At 70.8% G+C, this 23,526-nt stretch carries 24 protein-coding genes; 23 read left to right on the forward strand and 1 reads right to left on the reverse strand.

What is annotated here, in order from left to right:
* The first annotated feature begins 6 nt into the window (after positions 1–6).
* From ruvX to nusB, 10 genes are all read left to right on the forward strand, one after another.
* Positions 7–471, forward strand: coding sequence for a Holliday junction resolvase RuvX (gene ruvX / locus ACZ4MF_RS33380; protein ID WP_467495977.1), 465 nt, complete (start codon positions 7–9; stop codon positions 469–471).
* Positions 472–594: 123 nt separating this feature from the next.
* Entirely contained in the window at positions 595–2,265 is a 1,671-nt protein-coding gene (gene mltG / locus ACZ4MF_RS33385; RefSeq protein ID WP_467495979.1) for an endolytic transglycosylase MltG, read from the forward strand.
* Between the two features lie 9 nt (positions 2,266–2,274).
* Entirely contained in the window at positions 2,275–3,114 is an 840-nt protein-coding gene (locus tag ACZ4MF_RS33390) for a shikimate dehydrogenase (RefSeq protein ID WP_467495981.1), read from the forward strand.
* 167 nt (positions 3,115–3,281) lie between these two features.
* Positions 3,282–4,466, forward strand: a complete 1,185-nt coding sequence (gene aroC, locus ACZ4MF_RS33395) for a chorismate synthase (RefSeq protein WP_467495983.1) — start codon at positions 3,282–3,284, stop codon at positions 4,464–4,466.
* Positions 4,467–4,498: 32 nt separating this feature from the next.
* Positions 4,499–4,981: a shikimate kinase gene (locus ACZ4MF_RS33400; RefSeq protein WP_467496013.1), complete on the forward strand. Its 483-nt coding sequence runs from the start codon at positions 4,499–4,501 to the stop codon at positions 4,979–4,981.
* Positions 4,978–6,069, forward strand: a complete 1,092-nt coding sequence (gene aroB, locus ACZ4MF_RS33405; RefSeq protein WP_467495985.1) for a 3-dehydroquinate synthase — start codon at positions 4,978–4,980, stop codon at positions 6,067–6,069. The genes ACZ4MF_RS33400 and aroB overlap by 4 nt, the downstream gene beginning before the upstream one ends.
* A 219-nt stretch (positions 6,070–6,288) precedes the next feature.
* Positions 6,289–7,179, forward strand: a complete 891-nt coding sequence (locus tag ACZ4MF_RS33410; RefSeq protein WP_467495987.1) for a Pro-rich N-terminal domain-containing protein — start codon at positions 6,289–6,291, stop codon at positions 7,177–7,179.
* A gap of 76 nt (positions 7,180–7,255) precedes the next feature.
* Positions 7,256–8,374 carry an aminopeptidase P family protein gene (locus tag ACZ4MF_RS33415; protein ID WP_467495989.1) on the forward strand — a complete coding sequence of 373 codons (1,119 nt, stop codon included), beginning with the start codon at positions 7,256–7,258 and terminating at the stop codon, positions 8,372–8,374.
* A gap of 44 nt (positions 8,375–8,418) precedes the next feature.
* The gene (efp, locus tag ACZ4MF_RS33420) at positions 8,419–8,985 is read left to right on the forward strand and encodes an elongation factor P (protein WP_071378290.1); all 567 of its coding nucleotides are present in this window, start codon (positions 8,419–8,421) and stop codon (positions 8,983–8,985) included.
* A 2-nt stretch (positions 8,986–8,987) separates the two neighbouring features.
* The gene (gene nusB / locus ACZ4MF_RS33425; protein WP_356036818.1) at positions 8,988–9,422 is read left to right on the forward strand and encodes a transcription antitermination factor NusB; all 435 of its coding nucleotides are present in this window, start codon (positions 8,988–8,990) and stop codon (positions 9,420–9,422) included.
* A 155-nt stretch (positions 9,423–9,577) separates the two neighbouring features.
* Here the strand turns inward: nusB and bldD are convergent, their stop codons facing one another.
* A complete protein-coding gene (bldD, locus tag ACZ4MF_RS33430) occupies positions 9,578–10,081 on the reverse strand; it encodes a transcriptional regulator BldD (protein WP_014671524.1) in 504 nt (167 codons plus the stop codon).
* 264 nt (positions 10,082–10,345) lie between these two features.
* On the opposite strand from bldD, the gene pyrR reads away from it, so the two are divergent.
* From pyrR to ACZ4MF_RS33495, 13 genes are all read left to right on the forward strand, one after another.
* Positions 10,346–10,927 carry a bifunctional pyr operon transcriptional regulator/uracil phosphoribosyltransferase PyrR gene (gene pyrR / locus ACZ4MF_RS33435; protein WP_356036815.1) on the forward strand — a complete coding sequence of 194 codons (582 nt, stop codon included), beginning with the start codon at positions 10,346–10,348 and terminating at the stop codon, positions 10,925–10,927.
* Between the two features lie 92 nt (positions 10,928–11,019).
* Positions 11,020–12,006, forward strand: a complete 987-nt coding sequence (locus ACZ4MF_RS33440; RefSeq protein WP_467495992.1) for an aspartate carbamoyltransferase catalytic subunit — start codon at positions 11,020–11,022, stop codon at positions 12,004–12,006.
* A 5-nt stretch (positions 12,007–12,011) separates the two neighbouring features.
* Entirely contained in the window at positions 12,012–13,298 is a 1,287-nt protein-coding gene (locus ACZ4MF_RS33445; RefSeq protein WP_467495994.1) for a dihydroorotase, read from the forward strand.
* A complete protein-coding gene (locus ACZ4MF_RS33450; protein ID WP_356036806.1) occupies positions 13,295–13,855 on the forward strand; it encodes a PH-like domain-containing protein in 561 nt (186 codons plus the stop codon). The genes ACZ4MF_RS33445 and ACZ4MF_RS33450 overlap by 4 nt, the downstream gene beginning before the upstream one ends.
* Positions 13,852–14,994 carry a glutamine-hydrolyzing carbamoyl-phosphate synthase small subunit gene (gene carA, locus ACZ4MF_RS33455; protein WP_467495997.1) on the forward strand — a complete coding sequence of 381 codons (1,143 nt, stop codon included), beginning with the start codon at positions 13,852–13,854 and terminating at the stop codon, positions 14,992–14,994. Before ACZ4MF_RS33450 ends, carA begins: the two co-directional genes overlap by 4 nt.
* Positions 14,987–18,295: a carbamoyl-phosphate synthase large subunit gene (gene carB, locus ACZ4MF_RS33460; protein WP_467495999.1), complete on the forward strand. Its 3,309-nt coding sequence runs from the start codon at positions 14,987–14,989 to the stop codon at positions 18,293–18,295. The genes carA and carB overlap by 8 nt, the downstream gene beginning before the upstream one ends.
* 51 nt (positions 18,296–18,346) lie before the next feature.
* A complete protein-coding gene (locus ACZ4MF_RS33465) occupies positions 18,347–19,453 on the forward strand; it encodes a quinone-dependent dihydroorotate dehydrogenase (RefSeq protein WP_467496001.1) in 1,107 nt (368 codons plus the stop codon).
* Positions 19,450–20,295 carry an orotidine-5'-phosphate decarboxylase gene (gene pyrF / locus ACZ4MF_RS33470; protein ID WP_467496003.1) on the forward strand — a complete coding sequence of 282 codons (846 nt, stop codon included), beginning with the start codon at positions 19,450–19,452 and terminating at the stop codon, positions 20,293–20,295. The genes ACZ4MF_RS33465 and pyrF overlap by 4 nt, the downstream gene beginning before the upstream one ends.
* Before the next feature lie 299 nt (positions 20,296–20,594).
* Entirely contained in the window at positions 20,595–20,918 is a 324-nt protein-coding gene (locus ACZ4MF_RS33475) for an integration host factor (RefSeq protein WP_003977346.1), read from the forward strand.
* A 72-nt stretch (positions 20,919–20,990) separates the two neighbouring features.
* On the forward strand, positions 20,991–21,548 hold the full coding sequence (gene gmk, locus ACZ4MF_RS33480) for a guanylate kinase (protein ID WP_356036793.1): 558 nt from the start codon (positions 20,991–20,993) through the stop codon (positions 21,546–21,548).
* A 38-nt stretch (positions 21,549–21,586) separates the two neighbouring features.
* Complete coding sequence (gene rpoZ, locus ACZ4MF_RS33485) at positions 21,587–21,859, forward strand: DNA-directed RNA polymerase subunit omega (RefSeq protein ID WP_005319902.1); 273 nt, start codon at positions 21,587–21,589, stop codon at positions 21,857–21,859.
* A 99-nt stretch (positions 21,860–21,958) separates the two neighbouring features.
* Positions 21,959–23,161, forward strand: a complete 1,203-nt coding sequence (gene coaBC / locus ACZ4MF_RS33490) for a bifunctional phosphopantothenoylcysteine decarboxylase/phosphopantothenate--cysteine ligase CoaBC (RefSeq protein ID WP_467496005.1) — start codon at positions 21,959–21,961, stop codon at positions 23,159–23,161.
* A 264-nt stretch (positions 23,162–23,425) separates the two neighbouring features.
* The coding region (locus tag ACZ4MF_RS33495; protein ID WP_319318827.1) for an S-adenosylmethionine synthetase N-terminal domain-containing protein at positions 23,426–23,526 on the forward strand (101 nt) is incomplete at its 3' end.

The following is a 23,526-nucleotide window of genomic DNA, read 5'->3' on the forward strand; positions in this document are numbered from 1 at the left end:
TCAGAAATGCGCAGAGGACGTCGACTCTCGATCGACGTCGGGGATGCCCGGATCGGGGTCGCCTCGTGCGACCCCGATGGGATCCTCGCCACACCGGTGGAGACGGTCCCCGGCCGGGACATCCCCGCCGCCCACCGTCGGCTGCGGCAACTGGTGGAGGAGTACGAACCGATCGAGGTCGTCGTCGGCCTTCCCCGCTCCCTCAAGGGGGGCGAGGGCCCGGCCGCGGTCAAGGTCCGGGCCTTCGCCCAGGAGTTGGCCAAGGGCATCAAGCCGGTGCCGGTCCGCCTGGTGGACGAGCGGATGACGACCGTGACGGCCAGTCAGGGACTGCGTGCCTCGGGGGTGAAATCGAAGAAGGGCCGCTCGGTCATCGACCAGGCCGCCGCTGTGATCATCCTCCAGCAAGCCCTCGAATCCGAACGGGTGTCAGGTAAAGCACCGGGCGAGGGCGTCGAAGTGGTCATCTGATCGCGATACGGTAACGTTCCGCGCGATGTGCCGGTGTTCGAACAGCCGGGACACAAGAAGAGGCGGAACGGAAGCCGGCCCACCGGCCACGTGACCGCTCGGCCTCGCGGCTCTAGGGGATCGATGACTGAGTATGGCCGGGGCCAGGGCTCCGAACCGTGGCATCCGCAGGACCCGTTGTACGGGGACGGCGGATGGGGAGGGCGGCAGCCGCACGACGGCTCGCAGCCCTACGGCGGCCAGCCGCAGCACTACCCCCAGCAGCCGCAGCAGCACGGCAGCTGGAGCCAGGGGCAGCAGCCCGGGTACGGTCATGAGCAGTACCCGTACTACGACGAGCAGGGTCAGCAGCAGTACGCCGGTCACGCCCAGCAGCAGTACCAGCAACAGGGCGGCTGGGACGCGACCGGCGCTCACGGCCAGGTCCCGTACGCGCCCGACCCCGGCGACCCCTACGGCCGGCAGCCCGGTGGCTACGGCGGGCAACAGCCCGATTTCTACGGCACCGACGACGCCTACCCGCCGCCGGAGCCGCCCGGCCGCAGGCGCCCCGAGCCGGATCCGGAGCTCGATCCCGACGCCGTGCCCGAGGAGGAGACCCACCCCTTCTTCACGGGCGCCGACGATGACGACGACGATGACGATGCGCACGAACTCGCCGACCGGTCGGAGCGGCGCGGCAAGGGCAAGGGCAAGAAGCCTGCCAAGAAGAAGAAACGCCGCACCGGCTGCGCCTGCATGGTGGTCGTCCTGGTCTTCGGCGGCGGCCTCGGCGGAGTCGGATATTTCGGCTACAAGTTCTACCAGAACCGTTTCGGCACGGCCCCGGACTACGCGGGCAGCGGCAACGGCGAGCAGATCACGGTCGTCATCCCCAAGGGCGCCGGCGGCTGGACGATCGGTGACAAGCTGAAGGAGGCGGGTGTCGTCGAGAGCGCGGCCGCGTTCGTCTCCGCGATGCAGGCGAACCCGGACGGCAAGACGCTCCAGGACGGCGTCTACACGCTGGAGAAGCACATGTCCGCCGCGAGCGCCGTGCAACTGATGCTCAGCCCGAAGAGCCGCAGCAACCTCATCATCGCCGAGGGCCTGCGCAACACGGCGGTGTACGACCTCATCGACACGCGCCTCGGCGTGGCGGCGGGCACCACGGCGGGCATCGCCAAGAAGGACTACAAGCAGCTGGGTCTGCCCGCCTGGGCGCTGAACCACCCGAACCTCAAGGACCCGCTGGAGGGCTTCCTCTACCCCTCCAGCTATGCGGTGACCAAGGGCCAGAAACCCGAGGACGTCCTCAAGAGCATGGTGTCCCAGGCCAGCTCCAAGTACCAGGAACTGGGCCTGGCGGACAAGGCCAGGTCGCTGGGCCTCGACAGCCCCTGGCAGTTGCTCACCGTGGCGAGCCTGGCGCAGGCCGAGGGCACGAGCCACGACGACTTCCGCAAGATGGCCGAAGTCGTCTACAACCGCCTCCAGCCCGACAACCCGCAGACCTACGGGCGGCTGGAGTTCGACTCCACGTACAACTACGTGAAGAACCAGAGCAAGATCGATCTGAGCGTCACCGAGCTGCGCAAGTACAACAACCCGTACAACACGTACTTCACGAAGGGCCTGCCGCCGGGCCCCATCGACAACCCCGGCGAGGAGGCCATCCAGGGGGCGCTCAACCCGACGCACGACGGTTGGTACTACTTCATCTCGATGGACGGCAAGACCAGCCAGTTCACCAAGACGCTCGCCGAGCACGAGAAGTTGGTCAACGAGTGGAACGCGTCCAGGAACAAGGGCTGAGAACAATCCATGGCAGTGAAGACGACTGAAGCCCGCCGGGCGGCCGTTCTCGGCAAGCCCATCGGTCACTCCCTCTCCCCGGTGCTGCACCGGGCGGCGTACGACGAGCTCGGGCTCAGCGAGTGGTCGTACGAGCGCTTCGAGGTCGACGAGGCCGCACTGCCCGGCTTCTTCGACACGCTCGGGCCGGAGTGGGCGGGCCTGTCCCTGACCATGCCGCTCAAGCGGGCGGTCATCCCGCTGCTGGACGAGATCAGCGAGACGGCCGCCTCGGTCGACGCGGTCAACACCGTCGTGTTCACCGGGGACGGCCGCCGCCGCGGCGACAACACCGATGTCCCGGGCATCGTGGCCGCCTTGCGCGAGCACGGCATCGCACAGGTCGACACCGCCGCGATCCTCGGCGCCGGCGCCACCGCCTCCTCCGCCCTCGCCGCCCTCGCCCGGATCTGCACCGGCGAGATCACCGTCTACGTCCGCAGCGAGGCCCGCGCCGCCGAGATACGGCAGTGGGGCGAGCGGCTCGACGTGGACGTCCGCACGGCGGACTGGGCCGACGCCGGGCAGGCACTGCACGCCCCGCTGGTCGTCGCCACCACGCCCGCCGGCACCACCGACGCCCTGGCCGCCGCCGTCCCCGAGCGCCCCGCGACCCTCTTCGACGTGCTCTACGACCCCTGGCCCACCGAGCTGGCGGCCCGCTGGTCGATGTGCGGCGGTGCCGTGGTCAGCGGCCTCGACCTGCTGGTCCACCAGGCCGTCCTCCAGGTCGAGCAGATGACCGGCCGCTCCCCGGCGCCGCTGGAGGCCATGCGGCACGCCGGTGAGAAGGCGCTCGCCGCGCATTGAGCGCCCGCCCGCGCGTCCGCTTGCTGGACCGGCGGCCGGACAACCGCGCCGGACGTGGGAGGATCAGAGGTGGCGTACCGGGGTCGCGCACCCGGTGACGCCGTCGCCGTACGCGAGGACGCGCGTGCGCAGGGCAGTACCGGGCGCGAGCACTGAGGAGCAGACCGTTGAGCAGGCTGCGTTGGCTGACCGCGGGGGAGTCCCACGGTCCCGCACTTGTCGCGACGCTGGAGGGTCTTCCCGCCGGCGTGCCGATCACCACGGAGATGGTGGCGGACCACCTCGCGCGGCGGCGGCTCGGTTATGGCCGCGGTGCGCGCATGAAGTTCGAGCGGGACGAGGTCACCTTCCTGGGCGGCGTCCGGCACGGTCTGACCCTCGGCTCCCCGGTCGCGATCATGGTGGGCAACACCGAGTGGCCCAAGTGGGAGCAGGTCATGGCGGCCGACCCGGTCGACCCCGAGATCCTCGCCGGCCTCGCCCGCAACGCGCCGCTGACCCGGCCCCGCCCCGGCCACGCCGACCTGGCGGGGATGCAGAAGTACGGCTTCGACGAGGCCCGTCCGATCCTGGAGCGCGCCTCCGCCCGCGAGACCGCCGCCCGGGTGGCGCTCGGCGCGGTCGCCCGGTCGTACCTGAAGGAGACGACGGGCATCGAGATCGTCTCGCACGTGGTCGAGCTGGCCTCCGCCAAGGCCCCGCAGGGCGTCTACCCGACCCCGGCCGACGTCGAGAAGCTGGACGCCGACCCGGTGCGCTGCCTGGACGCGGACGCCTCCAAGGCGATGGTCGCGGAGATCGACCAGGCCCACAAGGACGGCGACACCCTCGGCGGCGTGGTCGAGATCCTGGCCTACGGCGTGCCGGTGGGCCTCGGCTCGCACGTGCACTGGGACCGCAAGCTGGACGCCCGGCTGGCCGGCGCCCTCATGGGCATCCAGGCGATCAAGGGCGTCGAGATCGGCGACGGCTTCGGGCTGGCGCGGGTGCCGGGCTCGCAGGCGCACGACGAGATCGTCAGGACCGACGAGGGCATCCGGCGGGTCTCCGGCCGCTCCGGCGGTACCGAGGGCGGCCTGAGCACCGGCGAGCTGCTGCGCGTGCGCGCCGCGATGAAGCCGATCGCGACCGTGCCGCGCGCCCTGAAGACGGTCGACGTGACCACCGGCGAGGCCACCCAGGCGCACCACCAGCGCTCCGACGTCTCCGCCGTGCCGGCCGCGGGCATCGTCGCCGAGGCCATGGTCGCGCTGGTGCTGGCCGACGCGGTCGCGGAGAAGTTCGGCGGCGACAGCGTGGCCGAGACCAGCCGCAACGTCCGGTCGTACCTCGACAACCTCCACATCCGGTGAGCACCGTGCCTGCGATCGTGCTGGTCGGCCCGATGGGCGTCGGCAAGTCCACCGTCGGGCAGCTGCTCGCCGAGCGCCTCGGCCTCGGCTACCGGGACACCGACGACGACATCGTCGCCGCGGAGGGCCGCGCCATCGCCGAGATCTTCGTCGACGAGGGCGAGAGCGCCTTCCGGGCGATCGAGAAGCGGGCGGTCACCACCGCGCTGGCCGAGCACGAGGGCGTCCTCGCGCTCGGCGGCGGCGCCGTCCTCGACGCGGACACCCGCGCGCTGCTCACCGGGCAGCGCGTGGTCTACCTGTCGATGGACGTGGAAGAGGCGGTCAAGCGCACCGGCCTGAACGCCGCCCGCCCGCTGCTCGCGGTCAACCCGCGCAAGCAGTGGCGCGAGCTGATGGAGGCCCGGCGGCACCTGTACGAGGAGGTCGCCTCCGCCGTCGTCGCCACGGACGGCCGCACCCCCGAACAGGTCACGCAAGCAGCCCTGGACGCACTGGAGTTGAAGAAGGCATGAGCGAGGCAGTCACCCGGATCCAGGTCGCCGGCACGGCGGGCACCGAGCCGTACGAGGTACTGGTCGGCCGCCAACTGCTGGGCGAGCTGGGCGGGTTGGTCGGCCCGAACGCCAAGCGGGTCGCGGTGATCCACCCGGAGGCGCTGGCCGAGACCGGTGACGCGCTCCGCGCCGACCTGGCCGAGCAGGGCTACGAGGCCATCGCCGTCCAGGTGCCGAACGCGGAGGAGGCGAAGACCGCCGAGGTCGCCGCCTACTGCTGGAAGGCGCTCGGCCAGTCCCATTTCACCCGCACCGACGTGATCGTCGGCGTGGGCGGCGGCGCGACGACGGACCTCGCCGGATTCGTCGCCGCCACCTGGCTGCGCGGGGTGCGCTGGATCGCGATCCCCACCACCGTGCTCGCGATGGTGGACGCCGCGGTCGGGGGCAAGACCGGCATCAACACCGCCGAGGGCAAGAACCTCGTCGGCGCCTTCCACCCGCCGGCCGGCGTCCTGTGCGACCTCGCCGCGCTGGACTCCCTCACGGTCAACGACTACGTCTCCGGGCTCGCGGAGGTCATCAAGGCCGGTTTCATCGCCGACCCGCTGATCCTGGACCTGATCGAGTCCGACCCCGAGGGCGCCCGCAGCCCGGCGGGCCCGCACACCGCCGAGCTGATCGAGCGCGCGATCCGGGTGAAGGCCGAGGTCGTCTCCTGCGACCTGAAGGAGTCGGGCCTCAGGGAGATCCTCAACTACGGCCACACGCTCGGCCACGCCATCGAGAAGAACGAGCGCTACACGTGGCGGCACGGCGCCGCGGTCGCCGTCGGCATGCACTTCGCGGCCGAACTGGGCCGTCTGGCGGGCCGGTTGGACGACGCGACGGCGGACCGCCACCGTTCGATCCTCGAAGCCGTCGGCCTCCCGCTGCACTACCGCTACGACCAGTGGCCCAAGCTGCTGGAGACGATGAAGGTCGACAAGAAGTCCCGCGGCGACCGCTTGCGCTTCATCGTCCTCGACGGCCTGGCCAAGCCGACGGTGATGGAGGGCCCCGACCCGGCCGTCCTGCTCGCCGCCTACGGCGAGGTCGGACAGTAAGTACCCGACTGTTCCGTCCGTCCGTTTCCTGACCTCGACTTCCTTTGCGCAATGGGCACTTCGGGCCGCCCCCGGCCGTTTCACCAAACGACGGCCGGGGACGGTACCGTTCGGTGAAACAGCGGGGCCCACCCCCGCGACCAGCACCGATGGTCTGTCGCTCGCCCGTCGCGAGGGAGCGGCGATCGAGCCGAGGACGACGAGACGGAGTGGCAACGGATGCAGCACGCAGTGGGATCTCCGCTGCCGCCCCACCAGCCGGGGCAGGTGCCGCACGCCGGCTGGGCGTCGGCCGCACACCCCCACCCGGGCCCGCACCCGGGAGCCGTCCCCGTGCCTGTGCCGCCGGGCTTCCCGGCCCCCACCGGCGCCGTCCCGCCCACGCCCCCGCAGTCTCCCGCGCCCGTACCCCCGGTCGTGCACCCCCCGGCCCCGCAGCACACCTCCGCGCCGCCCGCCCCCGAGACCACCGGCCATGTGCCGCTGCCGCCCGGCGGACCGGTCGGCGTGCCCGCGGCCCCCCCGGCACAGGCCCCGGTGCCCGACCCGACGACCACCACCCTGGCCGTCCTGCTGATCGGCCCGGCGGGCGCCGGCAAGACCAGCGTCGCCAAGTTCTGGGCGGACCACCGCCGGGTGTCCACCGCGCACATCAGCCTGGACGACGTCCGCGAATGGGTCCGTTCGGGCTTCGCCGACCCCCAGTCCGGCTGGAACGACAACTCCGAGGCCCAGTACCGCCTCGCCCGCCGCACCTGCGGCTTCGCCGCCCGCAACTTCCTCGCCAACGGCATCTCCTGCATCCTGGACGACGCGGTGTTCCCGGACCGCCCGGTCGTGGGCCTCGGCGGCTGGAAGCGGCACGTCGGCCCCGGCCTGCTCCCGGTCGTCCTCCTGCCGGGCCTGGACATCGTCCTGGAGCGCAACGCCGAGCGCTCCGGCAACCGCCGCCTCACCGACGAGGAGGTGGCCCGCATCCACGGCCGCATGGCCGGCTGGTACGGCTCGGGCCTGCCGATCATCGACAACTCCCAGCTGGACGTCCCGGGCACGGCCCGTGTGCTGGACGAGGTCCTGGCGCGAGCCATCGCGAGTCCACCGAGCTGGTAGCTCCCCTGGCCTGCCCGCACCCCACTCGGCCGTTCTCAAATCGGCACAACCGCCGCAAAACTTCTACGCTCGTCTCATGTCAGAGGTGTACGCGACCCGCCGATCCCGGCTGAGAGACCACTTCACCGCGGCCGGCACCGCGGCAGCGCTCGTCACCCGTCCGTCGAACGTGCGCTATCTCGCCGCCGCGGCCCCGCGGGGCTCCGCGCTGCTGCTCGGCAGACGCGAGGACCTCCTCGTCTGCGCCGGCCCGCCCGACGACCGCGTGGGCGACGGCCGCCCGGACGAGAACCTGCGCCTGTACGTCCTTGCACCGAACGGCGCCGGAGCCGGCGGCGACGCGGCGGTCGGGGCGGCGGACCTCGCCGTGGGCCAGGACGCCGACTCCCTGGCCGTGGAGGAGCACCACCTCACGGTGGCCCGGCACCGGGCCGTCTCCGCCGCCGCTCCCGCACTCCGCCTCACCGACCTCGGCGGGGCCGTCGAGCAGCTCAGGGTGGTCAAGGACGAGGAGGAGATCTCCTGTCTGCGCATCGGCGCCGAGATCGCCGACCAGGCCCTCGGTGAGCTGCTGGAATCCATCCTGGTCGGCCGCACCGAACGGCACCTCGCGCTGGAGCTGGAGCGCCGGCTGGTCGACCACGGGGCCGACGGCCCGGCCTTCCCCACCTCGGTGGCCACCGGCCCCCACTCCGGCCGGCGCGGGCACCGTCCCACCGACCGACGCGTGGAGGAGGGTGATTTCCTCACCGTGTGCCTCGGCGCGGCCTACCGTGGCTACCGCTGCGAGATCGGCCGTACGTTCGTGATCGGCACGTCGCCCGCCGACTGGCAGGTAGAGCTGTACGACCTGGTCTTCTCCGCCCAGCGCGCCGGGCGCGAGGCCCTGGCGCCCGGCGCCGCCTGCCGCGACGTGGACCGCGCGGCACGCCATGTGCTGGACTCGGCCGGCTATGCGGAGGCCCTGTCTCCGCTCACCGGACACGGCGTCGGACTCGAAATCGACGAGGACCCGCAGTTGGCGCCCGCGGCCATGGGTAAACTGGACGCTTGCGTGCCGGTCACCGTCGAACCGGGGGTCCACCTCCCGGGCCGGGGCGGTGTCCGGATCGATGACACGCTCGTCGTACGCCCCGAGGCGGACGGCGGACCCGAGCTACTCACCATCACGACCAAGGAGCTGCTCGCGCTCTAGCGCGTGCTCCTGGGTCGTACGTCAGTCCAGGAGATTCCGCAACCGTGGCTTCCACGAACGACCTCAAGAACGGTTTGGTGCTCAAGCTCGAAGGCGGCCAGCTCTGGTCCGTCGTCGAGTTCCAGCACGTCAAGCCCGGCAAGGGCCCGGCCTTCGTGCGCACCAAGCTGAAGAACGTGCTGTCCGGCAAGGTCGTCGACAAGACCTTCAACGCCGGCGTCAAGGTCGAGACCGCCACTGTCGACAAGCGCGACATGCAGTTCTCGTACATGGACGGCGAGTACTTCGTCTTCATGGACATGCAGACCTACGACCAGCTCATGATCGACCGGAAGGCCGTCGGCGACGCCGCCAACTTCCTGATCGAGGGCTTCGAGGCCACCGTCGCCACGCACGAGGGCGAGGTGCTCTTCGTCGAGCTGCCGGCCGCCGTCGAGCTGGTCATCGAGCACACCGAGCCGGGCGTCCAGGGCGACCGCTCCACCGGCGGCTCCAAGCCCGCCAAGCTGGAGACCGGCTACGAGATCCAGGTCCCGCTCTTCATCACCACCGGTGAGAAGATCAAGGTCGACACCCGCACGGGCGACTACCTCGGCCGGGTGAACAGCTAACCGTGGCTGCCCGCAACACGGCCCGCAAGCGCGCCTTCCAGATCCTCTTCGAGGGCGACCAGCGCGGCGCCGACGTTCTGACGGTCCTCGCCGACTGGGTCCGGCTGTCCCGGTCCGACACCCGGCAGCCGCCGGTCAGCGAGTACACGATGCAGCTGGTCGAGGGCTACGCCCAGCACGCGCGGCGCATCGACGAGCTGATCGCCCAGTACGCGGTCGGCTGGACGCTCGACCGGATGCCGGTCGTGGACCGCAACATCCTGCGGCTGGGTGCGTACGAGCTGATCTGGGTCGACGGGACCCCGGACGCCGTGGTCCTGGACGAGATGGTGCAGCTGGCGAAGGAGTTCTCCACGGACGACTCGCCCGCGTTCGTGAACGGCCTGCTGGGCCGTCTGAAGGAGCTCAAGCCGTCTCTGCGCCGGGACGAGGCGTAGAGCCCGTACGACACGCCGGAGGGCCCACAGCGCGCCGCTGTGGGCCCTCCGGCGTTCCTGTCGCGCCCGGCACACGGGAAACGCCGTCGGGGCAGCCGGAACCCGTACGGTTCCGGCCACCCCGACGGCACGTTTCTGCGCAGGTGTGAAGCGGCTCAGGCCTCTTCGTGCGTGGCCACCGCGCGGCGCGCGTCCGCGTCCAGCACACCCCAGCTGATCAGCTGCTCGGTCAGGACCGAGGGGGACTGGTCGTAGATGACGGCGAGTGTGCGCAGGTCGTCCTGGCGGATCGAGAGCACCTTGCCGTTGTAGTCACCGCGCTGGGACTGGATTGTCGCCGCGTAGCGCTGGAGCGGGCCCGCCTTCTCGGCCGGCACGGTGGCCAGCCGCTCAAGGTCGAGGACCAGCTTCGGCGGGGGCTCGGCGGCGCCGCCCGGCGTCGTGCCCGGCAGGAGCTCCTGGACCGGGACACCGTAGAAATCGGCCAGCTCGGCAAGCCGCTGCACGGTCACCGCACGGTCGCCACGCTCGTAGGACCCGACCACCACGGCCTTCCAGCGACCCTGGGACTTCTCCTCGACACCGTGGAGGGAAAGGCCCTGCTGGGTGCGGATGGCCCGGAGCTTGGCCCCGAGCTGTTTGGCGTATTCGCTGGACATATAGCTCCCCGGACACTGTGTCGACGCGGCCGACTGGGTTGTCCACCGCGCGGCTGGTAACTCACTGTGAGGTTACGCAGCGTGACTCTTGCTCGTCAAGCCGAATGGTCCACACCGACGCTTCCGTGCTGGCGGCAGCCGGTTGGGCCGAGCGGGTGAAGGAGGGGGTGATCGGGCCCTCCTCATGACCTGCTACGGTAGATGGCGCAAATCCGACGTCCTTTAAGGTCCGTCCCGTGAGGCGGAGAAGGAGGTCCGTTTCGTATGGACAAGCACGACTCGCCCGCCACCGCGCAGGCAACCGATGCGCGGCCCGTCCTTGAGGGCCCCGACATCGCGCGGGTGCTGACCCGCATCGCCCACGAGATCGTCGAGCGAGCCAAGGGCGCCGACGACGTGGTCCTCCTCGGCATCCCCACCCGCGGCGTCTTCCTCGCCCAGCGGCTCGCCGTCAAGCTGGCGCAGATCACCGAGCGCACGATCCCGGTCGGCTCGCTCGACATCACCATGTACCGCGACGACCTGCGCATGCACCCGCCGCGCGCGCTGGCCCGTACCGAGATCCCCGGTGACGGCCTCGACGGCAAGCTGGTCGTCCTCGTCGACGACGTGCTCTTCTCCGGCCGCACGATCCGCGCCGCCCTCGACGCCCTGAACGACATCGGGCGCCCCCGCGCGGTGCAGCTCGCGGTCCTGGTCGACCGGGGCCACCGCGAACTGCCGATCCGCGCCGACTACGTCGGCAAGAACCTCCCCACGTCGCTGCGGGAGACGGTCAAGGTCCAGCTCGCCGAGGAGGACGGTCGCGACACCGTGCTGCTCGGTGTGAAGCCGGCCGACCAGTAGCGAGTCAGGCGCGCACGCCCGCTTCGGCGTATCCGCGTGCGCAGCCGATTGCCCCAATTCTCCCGTTTGAACTGCCTTACGGAGCCTGACAGATGCAGCGTCATCTCATCTCGGCCGCCGACCTCACCCGTGACGACGCCGTCCTGATCCTCGACACCGCCGAGGAGATGGCCCGGGTCGCCGACCGGCCGATCAAGAAACTGCCGACCCTGCGCGGCCGCACGGTCTGCAACCTCTTCTTCGAGGACTCGACCCGGACCCGGATCTCCTTCGAGGCCGCCGAGAAGCGCCTCTCCGCAGACGTGATCAACTTCGCCGCCAAGGGATCGAGCGTCTCCAAGGGCGAGTCCCTCAAGGACACCGCGCAGACGCTGGAGGCGATGGGCGTGGACGCCGTCGTCATCCGGCACGGCGCCTCCGGCGCCCCGTACCGCCTCGCCAACTCCGGCTGGATCGACGCACCCGTCATCAACGCCGGCGACGGCACCCACCAGCACCCCACCCAGGCCCTGCTGGACGCCTTCACCATGCGCCGCCGGCTGATCGGCCGTGACGCCGGCCTCGGCAAGGACCTCACGGGCAGGCGCATCACCGTGGTCGGCGACGTCCTGCACAGCCGCGTGGCCCGCTCCAACGTCGACCTGCTGCACACCCTCGGCGCCGAGGTCACCCTGGTCGCCCCGCCCACCCTGGTGCCGGTCGGCGTCGAGACGTGGCCCTGCGAGGTGTCGTACGACCTCGACGCCGTCCTGCCGAAGTCCGACGCGGTGATGATGCTCCGCGTCCAGCGCGAGCGGATGAACGCCGCCTTCTTCCCGACCGAGCGCGAGTACTCGCGGCGCTACGGCCTCGACGGCGAGCGCATGGCGAGGATGCCCGAGCACGCCATCGTGATGCACCCCGGCCCGATGGTGCGCGGCATGGAGATCACCGCCGAGGTCGCCGACTCCGAGCGCTGCACCGTCGTCGAGCAGGTCGCCAACGGCGTCTCCATCCGGATGGCCGTCCTGTACCTGCTGCTCGGCGGCAACGAGCCCGCCGTCACCCACACCCGCCCCACCGGCTCCGAGGAGAAGTAAGACCCATGAGCAAGATCCTGATCCGTGGTGCGAAGGTGCTCGGCGGCGAGCCGCGGGACGTGCTGATCGACGGTGAGGTCATCGAGGCGGTCGGCACCGGCCTGTCCGCCGAGGGCGCGGAGGTCGTGGAGGCCGGCGGCAAGGTGCTGCTGCCGGGGCTGGTCGACCTGCACACCCACCTGCGCGAGCCCGGCCGCGAGGACTCCGAGACCGTGCTGACCGGCACGCGCGCGGCCGCCTCCGGCGGCTACACGGCCGTGTTCGCCATGGCCAACACCTTCCCGGTCGCCGACACCGCCGGTGTCGTCGAGCAGGTCTACCGGCTCGGCCGGGAGCACGGCTATTGCGACGTGCAGCCCATCGGCGCCGTCACCGTCGGCCTGGAGGGCAGGAAGCTCGCCGAACTGGGCGCCATGCACGAGTCGGCCGCCGGGGTCACCGTCTTCTCCGACGACGGCAAGTGCGTGGACGACGCCGTGATCATGCGCCGCGCCCTGGAGTACGTGAAGGCCTTCGGCGGGGTCGTCGCCCAGCACGCGCAGGAGCCGCGGCTGACCGAGGGCGCCCAGATGAACGAGGGCGTCGTCTCCGCCGAGCTGGGGCTCGGGGGCTGGCCCGCGGTGGCCGAGGAATCGATCATCGCCCGGGACGTCCTGCTTGCCGAGCACGTCGGCTCCCGCGTCCACATCTGCCACCTGTCGACCGCCGGCAGCGTCGAGATCGTCCGCTGGGCCAAGTCCCGCGGCATCGACATCACCGCCGAGGTCACCCCGCACCACCTGCTCCTCACCGACGAGCTGGTGCGCACGTACAACCCCGTCTACAAGGTCAACCCGCCGCTGCGCACCGAGCGCGACGTGCACGCCCTGCGCGAGGCCCTGGCCGACGGCACGATCGACATCGTCGCCACCGACCACGCCCCCCACCCGCACGAGGACAAGGACTGCGAGTGGGCCGCGGCCGCCATGGGGATGGTGGGCCTGGAGACCGCGTTGTCAGTGGTCCAGGAGACCATGGTCGACACGGGCCTGCTGGACTGGGCCGGCGTCGCCGACCGGATGTCCGTCAAGCCCGCGCAGATCGGACGGGCCACCGGGCACGGCCGTCCCGTCTCGGTCGGTGAGCCCGCCAACCTCACCCTCGTCGACACGGAATACCGTGGTCAGGTGGACCCCGCGGGCTTCGCCTCGCGCAGCCGCAACACCCCCTACCAGGGGCGTGAGCTGCCGGGCCGTGTGACGCACACGTGGCTGCGGGGCAAGGCCACGCTCGTCGACGGGAAGCTCACGTGACACCTCTCATCCTGCTGGCCGAGGCCAGGAAGTCGGCCGACGTCACCGACTGGCCGGCCCGCATCGGCTGGCTCGTCGGACTCCTCCTGTTCATCGCGCTCGTCTACTGGCTGATGCGCGAGGGCTGGAAGTGGCGCGGCACGCTCCAGAGCGACCTTCCGGAGCCGCCCAGCGCGCCGGAGGAGACCGGCCCGGTGAAACTTGAGCTGAGCGGCCGCTACCACGGCTCCACCACCGCGGGGCAGTGGCTGGACCGGATCGTGGCCCACGGCCTGGGCACCCGCAGCCGGGCCGAGCTGACCCTGACCGAGGCGGGCCTGGAGGTCGAGCGTCCCGGAGCGAACGACTTCTTCATCCCCGCCGCCGCACTGCGCGGGGCCCGGCTGGAGGCGGCCATCGCCGGCAAGGTCCTCCCCGAGGGCGGCCTGCTGGTGGTGACCTGGGCGCTCGGCGACAAACTGATCGACTCCGGCTTCCGCTCCGAGCAGGCGGCCGAGCACACCGAGTGGGTCGACACCCTGAACCACATGATCAACGACACGGAAGGCGCACGATGACGACCTCCACCAGGGGAGCCGCCAAGGTTCCCGCCGTACTCGTCCTGGAGGACGGCCGGATCTTCCGCGGCCGCGCCTACGGGGCCGTGGGGGAGACCTTCGGCGAGGCCGTGTTCTCCACCGGCATGACCGGCTACCAGGAAACCCTGACCGACCCGTCGTACGACCGCCAGATCGTCGTCGCGACCGCCCCGCAGATCGGCAACACGGGCTGGAACGACGAGGACGACGAGTCGAGCCGCATCTGGGTCTCCGGCTACGTCGTGCGCGACCCCGCGCGCGTGCCGTCCAACTGGCGGGCCAAGCGCTCGCTGGACGACGAGCTGGTCGCCCAGGGCGTGGTCGGCATCTCCGGGATCGACACCCGCGCCCTCACCCGCCACCTGCGCGAGCGCGGCTCCATGCGCGCCGGCGTCTTCTCCGGCGAGGCGATCGCCCCCGAGGCCGAGCTGCTGGAGCGCGTGCAGGCCCAGCCCCGCATGAAGGGCCTGAGCCTGTACGAGGAGGTCGCCACCAAGGAGGCCTACGTCGTCCCGGCCGTCGGTGCGAAGAAGTTCACCGTCGCCGCGATCGACCTCGGCATCAAGGGCATGACCCCGCACCGCATGGCCGAGCGCGGCATCGAGGTGCACGTCCTGCCCGCCACCGCCACGCCCGACGACATCTACGCCGTCGAGCCGGACGGCGTGTTCTTCTCCAACGGCCCCGGCGACCCGGCCACGGCCGACGGCCCGGTGGCCCTGATGACCGCCGTCCTGGAGCGGAAGACGCCGCTGTTCGGCATCTGCTTCGGCAACCAGATCCTCGGCCGCGCCCTCGGCTTCGGCACCTACAAGCTGAAGTACGGCCACCGGGGCATCAACCAGCCGGTCCAGGACCGCACGACCGGCAAGGTCGAGGTCACTGCGCACAACCACGGCTTCGCCGTGGACGCGCCGCTCGACCAGGTCAGCGAGACGAAGTTCGGCCGCGCCGAGGTCTCGCACGTCTGCCTGAACGACGACGTCGTGGAGGGGCTCCAGCTGCTCGACCAGCCGGCCTTCTCCGTCCAGTACCACCCCGAAGCGGCAGCGGGCCCGCACGACGCCGCCTACCTGTTCGACCGCTTCGTTTCCCTGATGGAGGGCCAGCGTGCCTAAGCGCACCGATATCCAGTCCGTCCTGGTCATCGGCTCCGGCCCGATCGTCATCGGCCAGGCCGCCGAGTTCGACTACTCCGGCACCCAGGCGTGCCGCGTGCTCAGGGCCGAGGGCCTGCGCGTCATCCTCGTCAACTCCAACCCGGCGACGATCATGACCGACCCGGAGATCGCCGACGCGACGTACGTCGAGCCGATCACCCCGGAGTTCGTCGAGAAGATCATCGCCAAGGAGCGCCCCGACGCCCTGCTGCCCACCCTGGGCGGCCAGACGGCCCTGAACACCGCGATCTCGCTGCACGAGAACGGTGTCCTCACCAAGTACGGCGTTGAGCTGATCGGCGCCAAGCCCGAGGCCATCCACAAGGGCGAGGACCGCGACCTGTTCAAGGACGTCGTGGAAGAGGTCCGGCGCAAGACCGGCCACGGCGAGTCCGCCCGCTCGGTCATCTGCCACTCCATGGAGGACGTCCTCCAGGGCGTCGAGACCCTCGGCGGCTACCCGGTCGTCGTCCGCCCGTCCTTCACCATGGGCGGCGCCGGTTCCGGCTTCGCGCACGACGAGGAGGAGCTGCGCCGCATCGCCGGCCAGGGCCTCACGCTCTCCCCGACCACCGAGGTGCTCCTGGAGGAGTCCATCCTCGGCTGGAAGGAGTACGAGCTGGAGCTGATGCGGGACAAGCACGACAACGTCGTGGTCGTCTGCTCCATCGAGAACTTCGACCCGATGGGCGTGCACACCGGCGACTCGATCACCGTCGCGCCCGCGATGACGCTGACCGACCGCGAGTACCAGATCCTGCGGGACATCGGCATCGCCGTCATCCGCGAGGTCGGCGTCGACACCGGCGGCTGCAACATCCAGTTCGCGGTGAACCCCGAGGACGGTCGCGTGATCGTCATCGAGATGAACCCGCGCGTGTCCCGCTCGTCCGCCCTCGCTTCCAAGGCCACCGGCTTCCCGATCGCGAAGATCGCCGCCAAGCTGGCCGTCGGCTACACGCTGGACGAGATCCCGAACGACATCACGCAGGAGACCCCGGCCTCCTTCGAGCCCACGCTCGACTATGTCGTCGTCAAGGCCCCGCGCTTCGCGTTCGAGAAGTTCCCGCAGGCCGACTCCACGCTGACCACCACCATGAAGTCGGTCGGCGAGGCCATGGCCATCGGCCGCAACTTCACCGAGGCCTTCCAGAAGGCGCTGCGCTCGCTGGAGAAGAAGGGCAGCCAGTTCACCTTCGTCGGCGAGCCCGGCGACAAGCACGGCCTCCTCGAACAGGCCGTACGGCCCACCGACGGCCGCATCAACACGGTCATGCGGGCCATCCGCGCGGGCGCCACCCCCGAGGAGGTCTTCGCGTACACGAAGATCGACCCCTGGTTCGTGGACCAGCTCTTCCTGATCAAGGAGGTCGCGGACGAGCTCGCCGAGGCCCCCGAGCTGACCGCCGGGCTGCTGGCCGAGGCCAAGCGGCACGGCTTCTCCGACCAGCAGATCGCCGAGATCCGCGGCCTGCGCGAGGACGTTGTCCGCGAGGTGCGGCACGCCCTCGGCATCCGCCCGGTCTACAAGACGGTCGACACCTGCGCCGCCGAGTTCGCGGCGAAGACGCCGTACTTCTACTCCTCCTACGACGAGGAGAACGAGGTCGCGTCCCGCGAGAAGCCGGCCGTCATCATCCTGGGCTCCGGCCCGAACCGCATCGGCCAGGGCATCGAGTTCGACTACTCCTGCGTCCACGCCTCCTTCGCGCTGAGCGGCGCGGGCTACGAGACGGTGATGGTCAACTGCAACCCGGAGACCGTCTCCACGGACTACGACACCTCCGACCGCCTGTACTTCGAGCCGCTGACGCTGGAAGACGTGCTGGAGATCGTCCACGCCGAGCAGCAGGCCGGCCCGGTGGCGGGCGTGATCGTGCAGCTGGGCGGCCAGACCCCGCTGGGCCTCGCCCAGGCCCTGAAGGACAACGGCGTACCGGTCGTCGGCACCTCGCCCGAGGCCATCCACGCCGCCGAGGACCGCGGCGCCTTCGGCCGGGTCCTCGCCGAGGCGGGCCTGCCCGCCCCGAAGCACGGCACGGCCACCACCTTCGAGGGCGCCAAGGCCATCGCCGACGAGATCGGCTACCCGGTGCTCGTCCGGCCCTCGTACGTCCTCGGCGGCCGGGGCATGGAGATCGTCTACGACGAGACCCGCCTCGCGTCCTACATCGCCGAGTCGACCGAGATCAGCCCCTCCCGGCCGGTGCTCGTCGACCGCTTCCTGGACGACGCGATCGAGATCGACGTCGACGCCCTCTACGACGGCGAGGAGCTGTATCTCGGCGGCGTCATGGAGCACATCGAGGAGGCCGGCATCCACTCCGGCGACTCGGCCTGTGCCCTGCCCCCCATCACCCTGGGCGGCTACGACATCAAGCGCCTGCGGGCCTCGACGGAGGCCATCGCCAAGGGCGTCGGCGTGCGCGGCCTGATCAACATCCAGTTCGCGATGGCGGGCGACATCCTCTACGTGCTGGAGGCCAACCCGCGCGCCTCGCGCACCGTGCCCTTCACCTCGAAGGCGACCGCGGTGCCGCTGGCCAAGGCCGCCGCCCGGATCTCGCTGGGCGCGACGATCGCGGAGCTGCGCGCCGAGGGCCTGCTCCCGGCGACCGGCGACGGCGGCGAACTGCCGCTGGACGCGCCGATCTCCGTCAAGGAGGCCGTCATGCCGTGGTCGCGCTTCCGCGACATCCAGGGCCGCGGCGTCGACACCGTCCTCGGCCCGGAGATGCGCTCCACGGGTGAGGTCATGGGCATCGACTCGGTCTTCGGCACGGCGTACGCCAAGTCCCAGGCCGGCGCCTACGGCCCGCTGCCCACCAAGGGCCGCGCGTTCATCTCGGTCGCCAACCGCGACAAGCGCTCGATGATCTTCCCGGCGCGCGAACTGGTCGCGCACGGCTTCGAGTTGCTCGCCACCTCCGGCACCGCCGAGGTCCTCAAGCGCAACGGCATCAACGCCACGGTCGTGCGCAAGCAGTCCGAGGGCACCGGCCCGAACGGCGAGAAGACCATCGTCCAGCTCATCCACGACGGCGAGGTCGACCTCATCGTCAACACCCCGTACGGCACCGGCGGCCGCCTCGACGGCTACGACATCCGTACGGCGGCGGTGGCCCGTTCGGTGCCGTGCCTGACGACCGTCCAGGCCCTCGCCGCCGCCGTCCAGGGCATCGACGCCCTCAACCACGGTGACGTGGGCGTCCGTTCGCTCCAGGAACACGCGGAACACCTGACCGCGGCCCGCGACTAGCAGCCCTGAGGGGGACACCGGAAACGGTGTCCCCCTCTTCACGAGGACACCATGTACAAGATCTTTTTCAGTCTCGTCTTCACGCGGATGGACCCGGAACAGGCGCACCACATGGCCTTCCGCTGGATCCGCCTCGCCGTCCGCATCCCGGTGCTGCGCACCTTCGTCGCGGCCGCCCTCGCGCCCCGCCACAAGGAGCTGCGCACCGAGGCCTTCGGGCTGCGCATGCACGGGCCCTTCGGGCTGGCCGCCGGCTTCGACAAGAACGCCGTCGCGATCGACGGCATGGCGATGCTGGGCTTCGACCATGTCGAGATCGGCACGGTGACGGGGGAGCCGCAGCCCGGCAACCCCAAGAAGCGGCTGTTCCGCCTCGTCGCGGACCGCGCGCTCATCAACCGCATGGGCTTCAACAACGACGGTTCCCTGACCGTGGCGGCCCGCCTCGCGACCCGCGAGCCGGTCTTCAGGACCGTCGTGGGCGTCAACATCGGCAAGACCAAGGTGGTCCCGGAGGCGGAGGCCGTCGGCGACTACGTGAAGTCCGCCGAGCGGCTCGCGCCGTACGCCGACTACCTGGTCGTCAACGTCTCCTCGCCGAACACGCCCGGCCTGCGCAACCTCCAGGCCACCGAGTCGCTGCGCCCGCTGCTGACCGCCGTGCGCGCGGCCGCCGACCGCACGGTCGCGAACCGCCGCGTCCCGCTGCTGGTGAAGATCGCCCCCGATCTCGCCGACGAGGATGTCGACGCCGTCGCCGACCTGGCCGTGGAGCTGGGCCTGGACGGCATCATCGCCACCAACACCACCATCGCGCGCGAGGGCCTCGGCCTGCGCTCCGCACCCTCACTCGTGCGGGAGACCGGCGGCCTGTCCGGTGCCCCGCTCAAGGAGCGCTCCCTGGAGGTCCTGCGCCGCCTGTACGCGCGCGTGGGCGACCGGATCACCCTGGTGGGCGTCGGCGGCGTCGAGACCGCCGAGGACGCCTGGCAGCGGATCCTGGCCGGCGCCACGCTGGTCCAGGGCTACAGCGCCTTCATCTACGAGGGTCCCTTCTGGTCCCGCGCGATCCACAAGGGCCTCGCGGCGCGCCTGCGCACCAGCCCCTACGCCACCCTCGCCGACGCGGTCGGCGCCGACGTGAGGAAGCCCGCATGACCTCGATGGAGCCCTTCGGCGCCCGGCTGCGCCGCGTCATGGACGAGCGCGGCCCGCTGTGCGTCGGCATCGACCCGCACGCCTCGCTGCTCGCCGGGTGGGGTCTGGACGACGACGTGGCCGGTCTGGAGCGGTTCAGCCGCACGGTCGTCGAGGCCGTGGCCGACCGGGTCGCCGTGATGAAGCCGCAGAGCGCCTTCTTCGAGCGCTTCGGCTCGCGCGGCGTCGCCGTCCTGGAGACGGTCGTCCGGGAGGCGCGCGCGGCCGGCACGCTCGTCGTGATGGACGCCAAGCGCGGCGACATCGGTTCCACCATGGCCGGGTACGCGGAGGCGTACCTGCACCAGGACGCCCCGCTGTTCTCCGACGCCCTGACGGTCTCGCCGTACCTCGGCTACGGCTCGCTCAGCCCGGCCGTGGCCCTCGCCCGCGAGAGCGGCGCCGGCCTGTTCGTGCTGGCGCTGACCTCGAACCCGGAGGGCCCCGAGGTGCAGCACGCGGTGCGTGCCGACGGCCGCAGCGTGGGGGCGACCATGCTGGCCCACCTGGCCGCCGAGAACGCCGGGGAGGAGCCGCTGGGCTCCTTCGGCGCCGTCGTCGGCGCGACGGTCGGCGACCTGTCGTCGTACGACCTCGCGATCAACGGCCCGCTGCTGGCGCCCGGCGTCGGCGCGCAGGGGGCGACGGCGGCCGACCTTCCGAAGGTCTTCGGCTCGGCGCTGCGCAACGTCGTGCCGAACGTGAGCCGGGGTGTTCTGCGTCACGGTCCCGACACGGCGGCGGTGCGCGCGGCCGCGGAGCGTTTCGCCGAGGAGATTCAGGCCGTCGTCGCAGGTTCCTGAGCCCTCCGATGTATGTCCGGGCAGGCGGCAGGTCGGCGACTTGAGTGTGAATACATCCTCAAATCGGGGGCATTATGTCTGAAATGTCCGTCCTGGCGGAGGCTGACCAGGACTTTTCCGCTGTTCTCGCTGACTCTGGCGGACTTGCCCGCTAGTCTCCGAGCAGTGGGGGCACCTCCCGCGCCCTCAAGACAGTGGGGGAGAACGGGCAGCGTGTTGCTCGTGGCTCCCCAGGTGTGGGGCGACTAGGTTCCTCACCGGTCCGTATCCGACAGTTCGACATCCGAGGTGACGTAGGCGTGGCTCTTCCGCCCCTTACCCCTGAACAGCGCGCAGCCGCGCTCGAAAAGGCCGCCGCGGCTCGCCGGGAGCGGGCCGAGGTCAAGAATCGACTCAAGCACTCCGGCGCCTCCCTGCACGAGGTCATCAAGCAGGGCCAGGAGAACGACGTCATCGGCAAGATGAAGGTCTCCGCGCTGCTCGAGTCGCTGCCCGGCGTGGGCAAGGTCCGCGCCAAGCAGATCATGGAGCGTCTGGGCATCTCCGAGAGCCGCCGCGTGCGGGGTCTCGGTTCCAACCAGATCGCCTCCCTGGAGCGTGAGTTCGGCAGCACCGGCTCCTGAGTCCTGCTCCCCGGTCCACGGGGAGCAGACCGGGCGTCCCGGGCACCCCGGGATTGCTGGAATAATCGCTGCATGAGTGAACGTCCGCGGCTGACCGTGCTCTCCGGCCCCTCGGGGGTCGGCAAGAGCACGGTCGTCGCCCATATGCGCAAGGAACACCCCGAGGTCTGGCTCTCGGTGTCGGCCACCACCCGCAAGCCCCGCCCCGGGGAGCGGCACGGAGTCCACTACTTCTTCGTCACCGACGAGGAGATGGACAAGCTGATCGCCAACGGTGAGCTGCTGGAGTGGGCCGAGTTCGCCGGGAACCGCTACGGCACGCCGCGCGCGGCTGTGCTGGAGCGCCTGGAGAACGGCGAGCCCGTTCTGCTGGAGATCGACCTCCAGGGCGCCCGGCAGGTCCGGGAGTCGATGTCCGACGCCCGACTGGTGTTCCTGGCTCCTCCCTCCTGGGAGGAGCTCGTGCGCAGGCTGACCGGCCGGGGCACCGAGTCGCCCGAGGTCATCGAGCGCCGCCTGGAGGCGGCCAGGACCGAGTTGGCGGCCGAGCCGGAGTTCGACATGACCTTGGTCAACACCTCCGTCGAGGACGTGGCGCGCGAGCTGCTAGCCTTGATGGACGTTGTGTGATCGTTCTCGATCTTTTTCCCTCTTTCGGAAGGTAGAGCGTGTCCTCTTCCATCACCGCGCCCGAGGGCATCATCAACCCGCCGATCGACGAGTTGCTTGAGGCCACCGACTCGAAGTACAGCCTCGTGATCTACGCCGCCAAGCGCGCCCGTCAGATCAACGCGTACTACTCCCAGCTCGGCGAGGGCCTGCTGGAGTACGTCGGCCCGCTCGTCGACACCCACGTGCACGAGAAGCCGCTCTCGATCGCCCTGCGTGAGATCAACGCGGGTCTGCTGACGTCCGAGGCCATCGAGGGCCCCGCGCAGTAGTACTTTCAGATCGCAGTTGACTTATCCACAGGCCCGGCAGGCATGCTGCCGGGCCTGTGGTGTGTGATGGTCCCGTAGGTTCCGAGCCGGGGAGAGACGGTGGACAAGCCGAAGGTCGTTCTGGGGGTCAGTGGCGGAATCGCCGCGTACAAGGCCTGTGAGCTGCTGCGCAGACTGACGGAGTCGGGTCACGACGTACGCGTCGTCCCCACCGGCTCGGCGCTGCACTTCGTCGGCGCCGCCACCTGGTCCGCGCTGTCGGGCAACCCCGTCTCGACGGAGGTCTGGGACGACGTCCACGAGGTCCCGCACGTCCGCATCGGCCAGGGCGCCGACCTCGTCGTCGTCGCGCCCGCCACGGCCGACACGCTGGCCAAGGCAGCCCACGGCCTCGCCGACGACCTGCTGACCAACACGCTCCTGACCGCCCGCTGTCCGGTCGTCTTCGCGCCCGCCATGCACACCGAGATGTGGGAGCACCCGGCCACCCAGGAGAACGTGGCCACGCTGCGCCGCCGCGGCGCCGTCGTCATCGAGCCCGCCGTCGGCCGGCTCACCGGCGTCGACACCGGCAAGGGCCGGCTGCCCGACCCGGCCGAGATCTTCGAGGTCTGCCGCCGGGTGCTGGCCCGGGGCGCCACCGAGCCCGACCTGAAGGGCCGCCACGTGGTCGTGTCGGCCGGCGGCACCCGCGAGCCCCTCGACCCGGTCCGCTTCCTCGGCAACCGCTCCTCCGGCAAGCAGGGCTACGCCCTCGCCCGCACCGCCGCCGCCCGCGGCGCCCGTGTCACGCTGATCGCGGCCAACACCGGCCTGCCCGACCCCGCGGGCGTGGACGTCGTCCCGGTCGGTACGGCGGTCCAGCTGCGCGAGGCCGTCGTGAAGGCGGCGGCGGACGCCGACGCGGTCGTCATGGCCGCCGCCGTCGCGGACTTCCGCCCGGCCGTCTACGCCGCCGGGAAGATCAAGAAGAAGGACGGCCAGGAGCCCGAGCCGATCGTCCTCCTACGGAATCCGGACATTCTTGCGGAGATTTCCGCCGATCGTGCCCGGCCGGGGCAGGTGGTCGTCGGCTTCGCCGCCGAGACCGACGACGTCCTCGCGAACGGCCGCACCAAACTCGCCCGCAAGGGCTGTGACCTGCTCGTCGTCAATGAGGTGGGGGAGCGCAGGACGTTCGGCTCCGAGGAGAACGAGGCCGTCGTGCTGGGCGCCGACGGCAGCGAGACCGCCGTGCCGCACGGGCCCAAGGAAGCCCTGGCCGACACCGTGTGGGACCTGGTCGCCGAGCGCCTGCACTGAGCCCCGGCGCGCCCCCGCGGACGCCCGCTGGGGGCGTGCGCGAGCATTTCTCGATCACCTCTCGATTCGCGTGTGGCGACCCTGGTCAACGCCACCGGGCATTGGGCAGAATGCCCGTGCCGCAGGTCACAGCACTCCCGAGAGGTGAGACTGTGGCCCATCGGGCGAGTGCGACCGATAAACTGTTCCAGGTCGGCATCAGGCGCAGCCCTCGTGCCGACAGAAAATGATCAGCCAGCAGCCGCTGCAACCACAGGGAGCGTTGTGTCCCGTCGCCTGTTCACCTCGGAGTCCGTGACCGAGGGCCACCCCGACAAGATCGCTGACCAGATCAGCGACACCATTCTCGACGCGCTTCTGCGCGA

This window comes from Streptomyces sp. NPDC025793 (assembly GCF_055558375.1).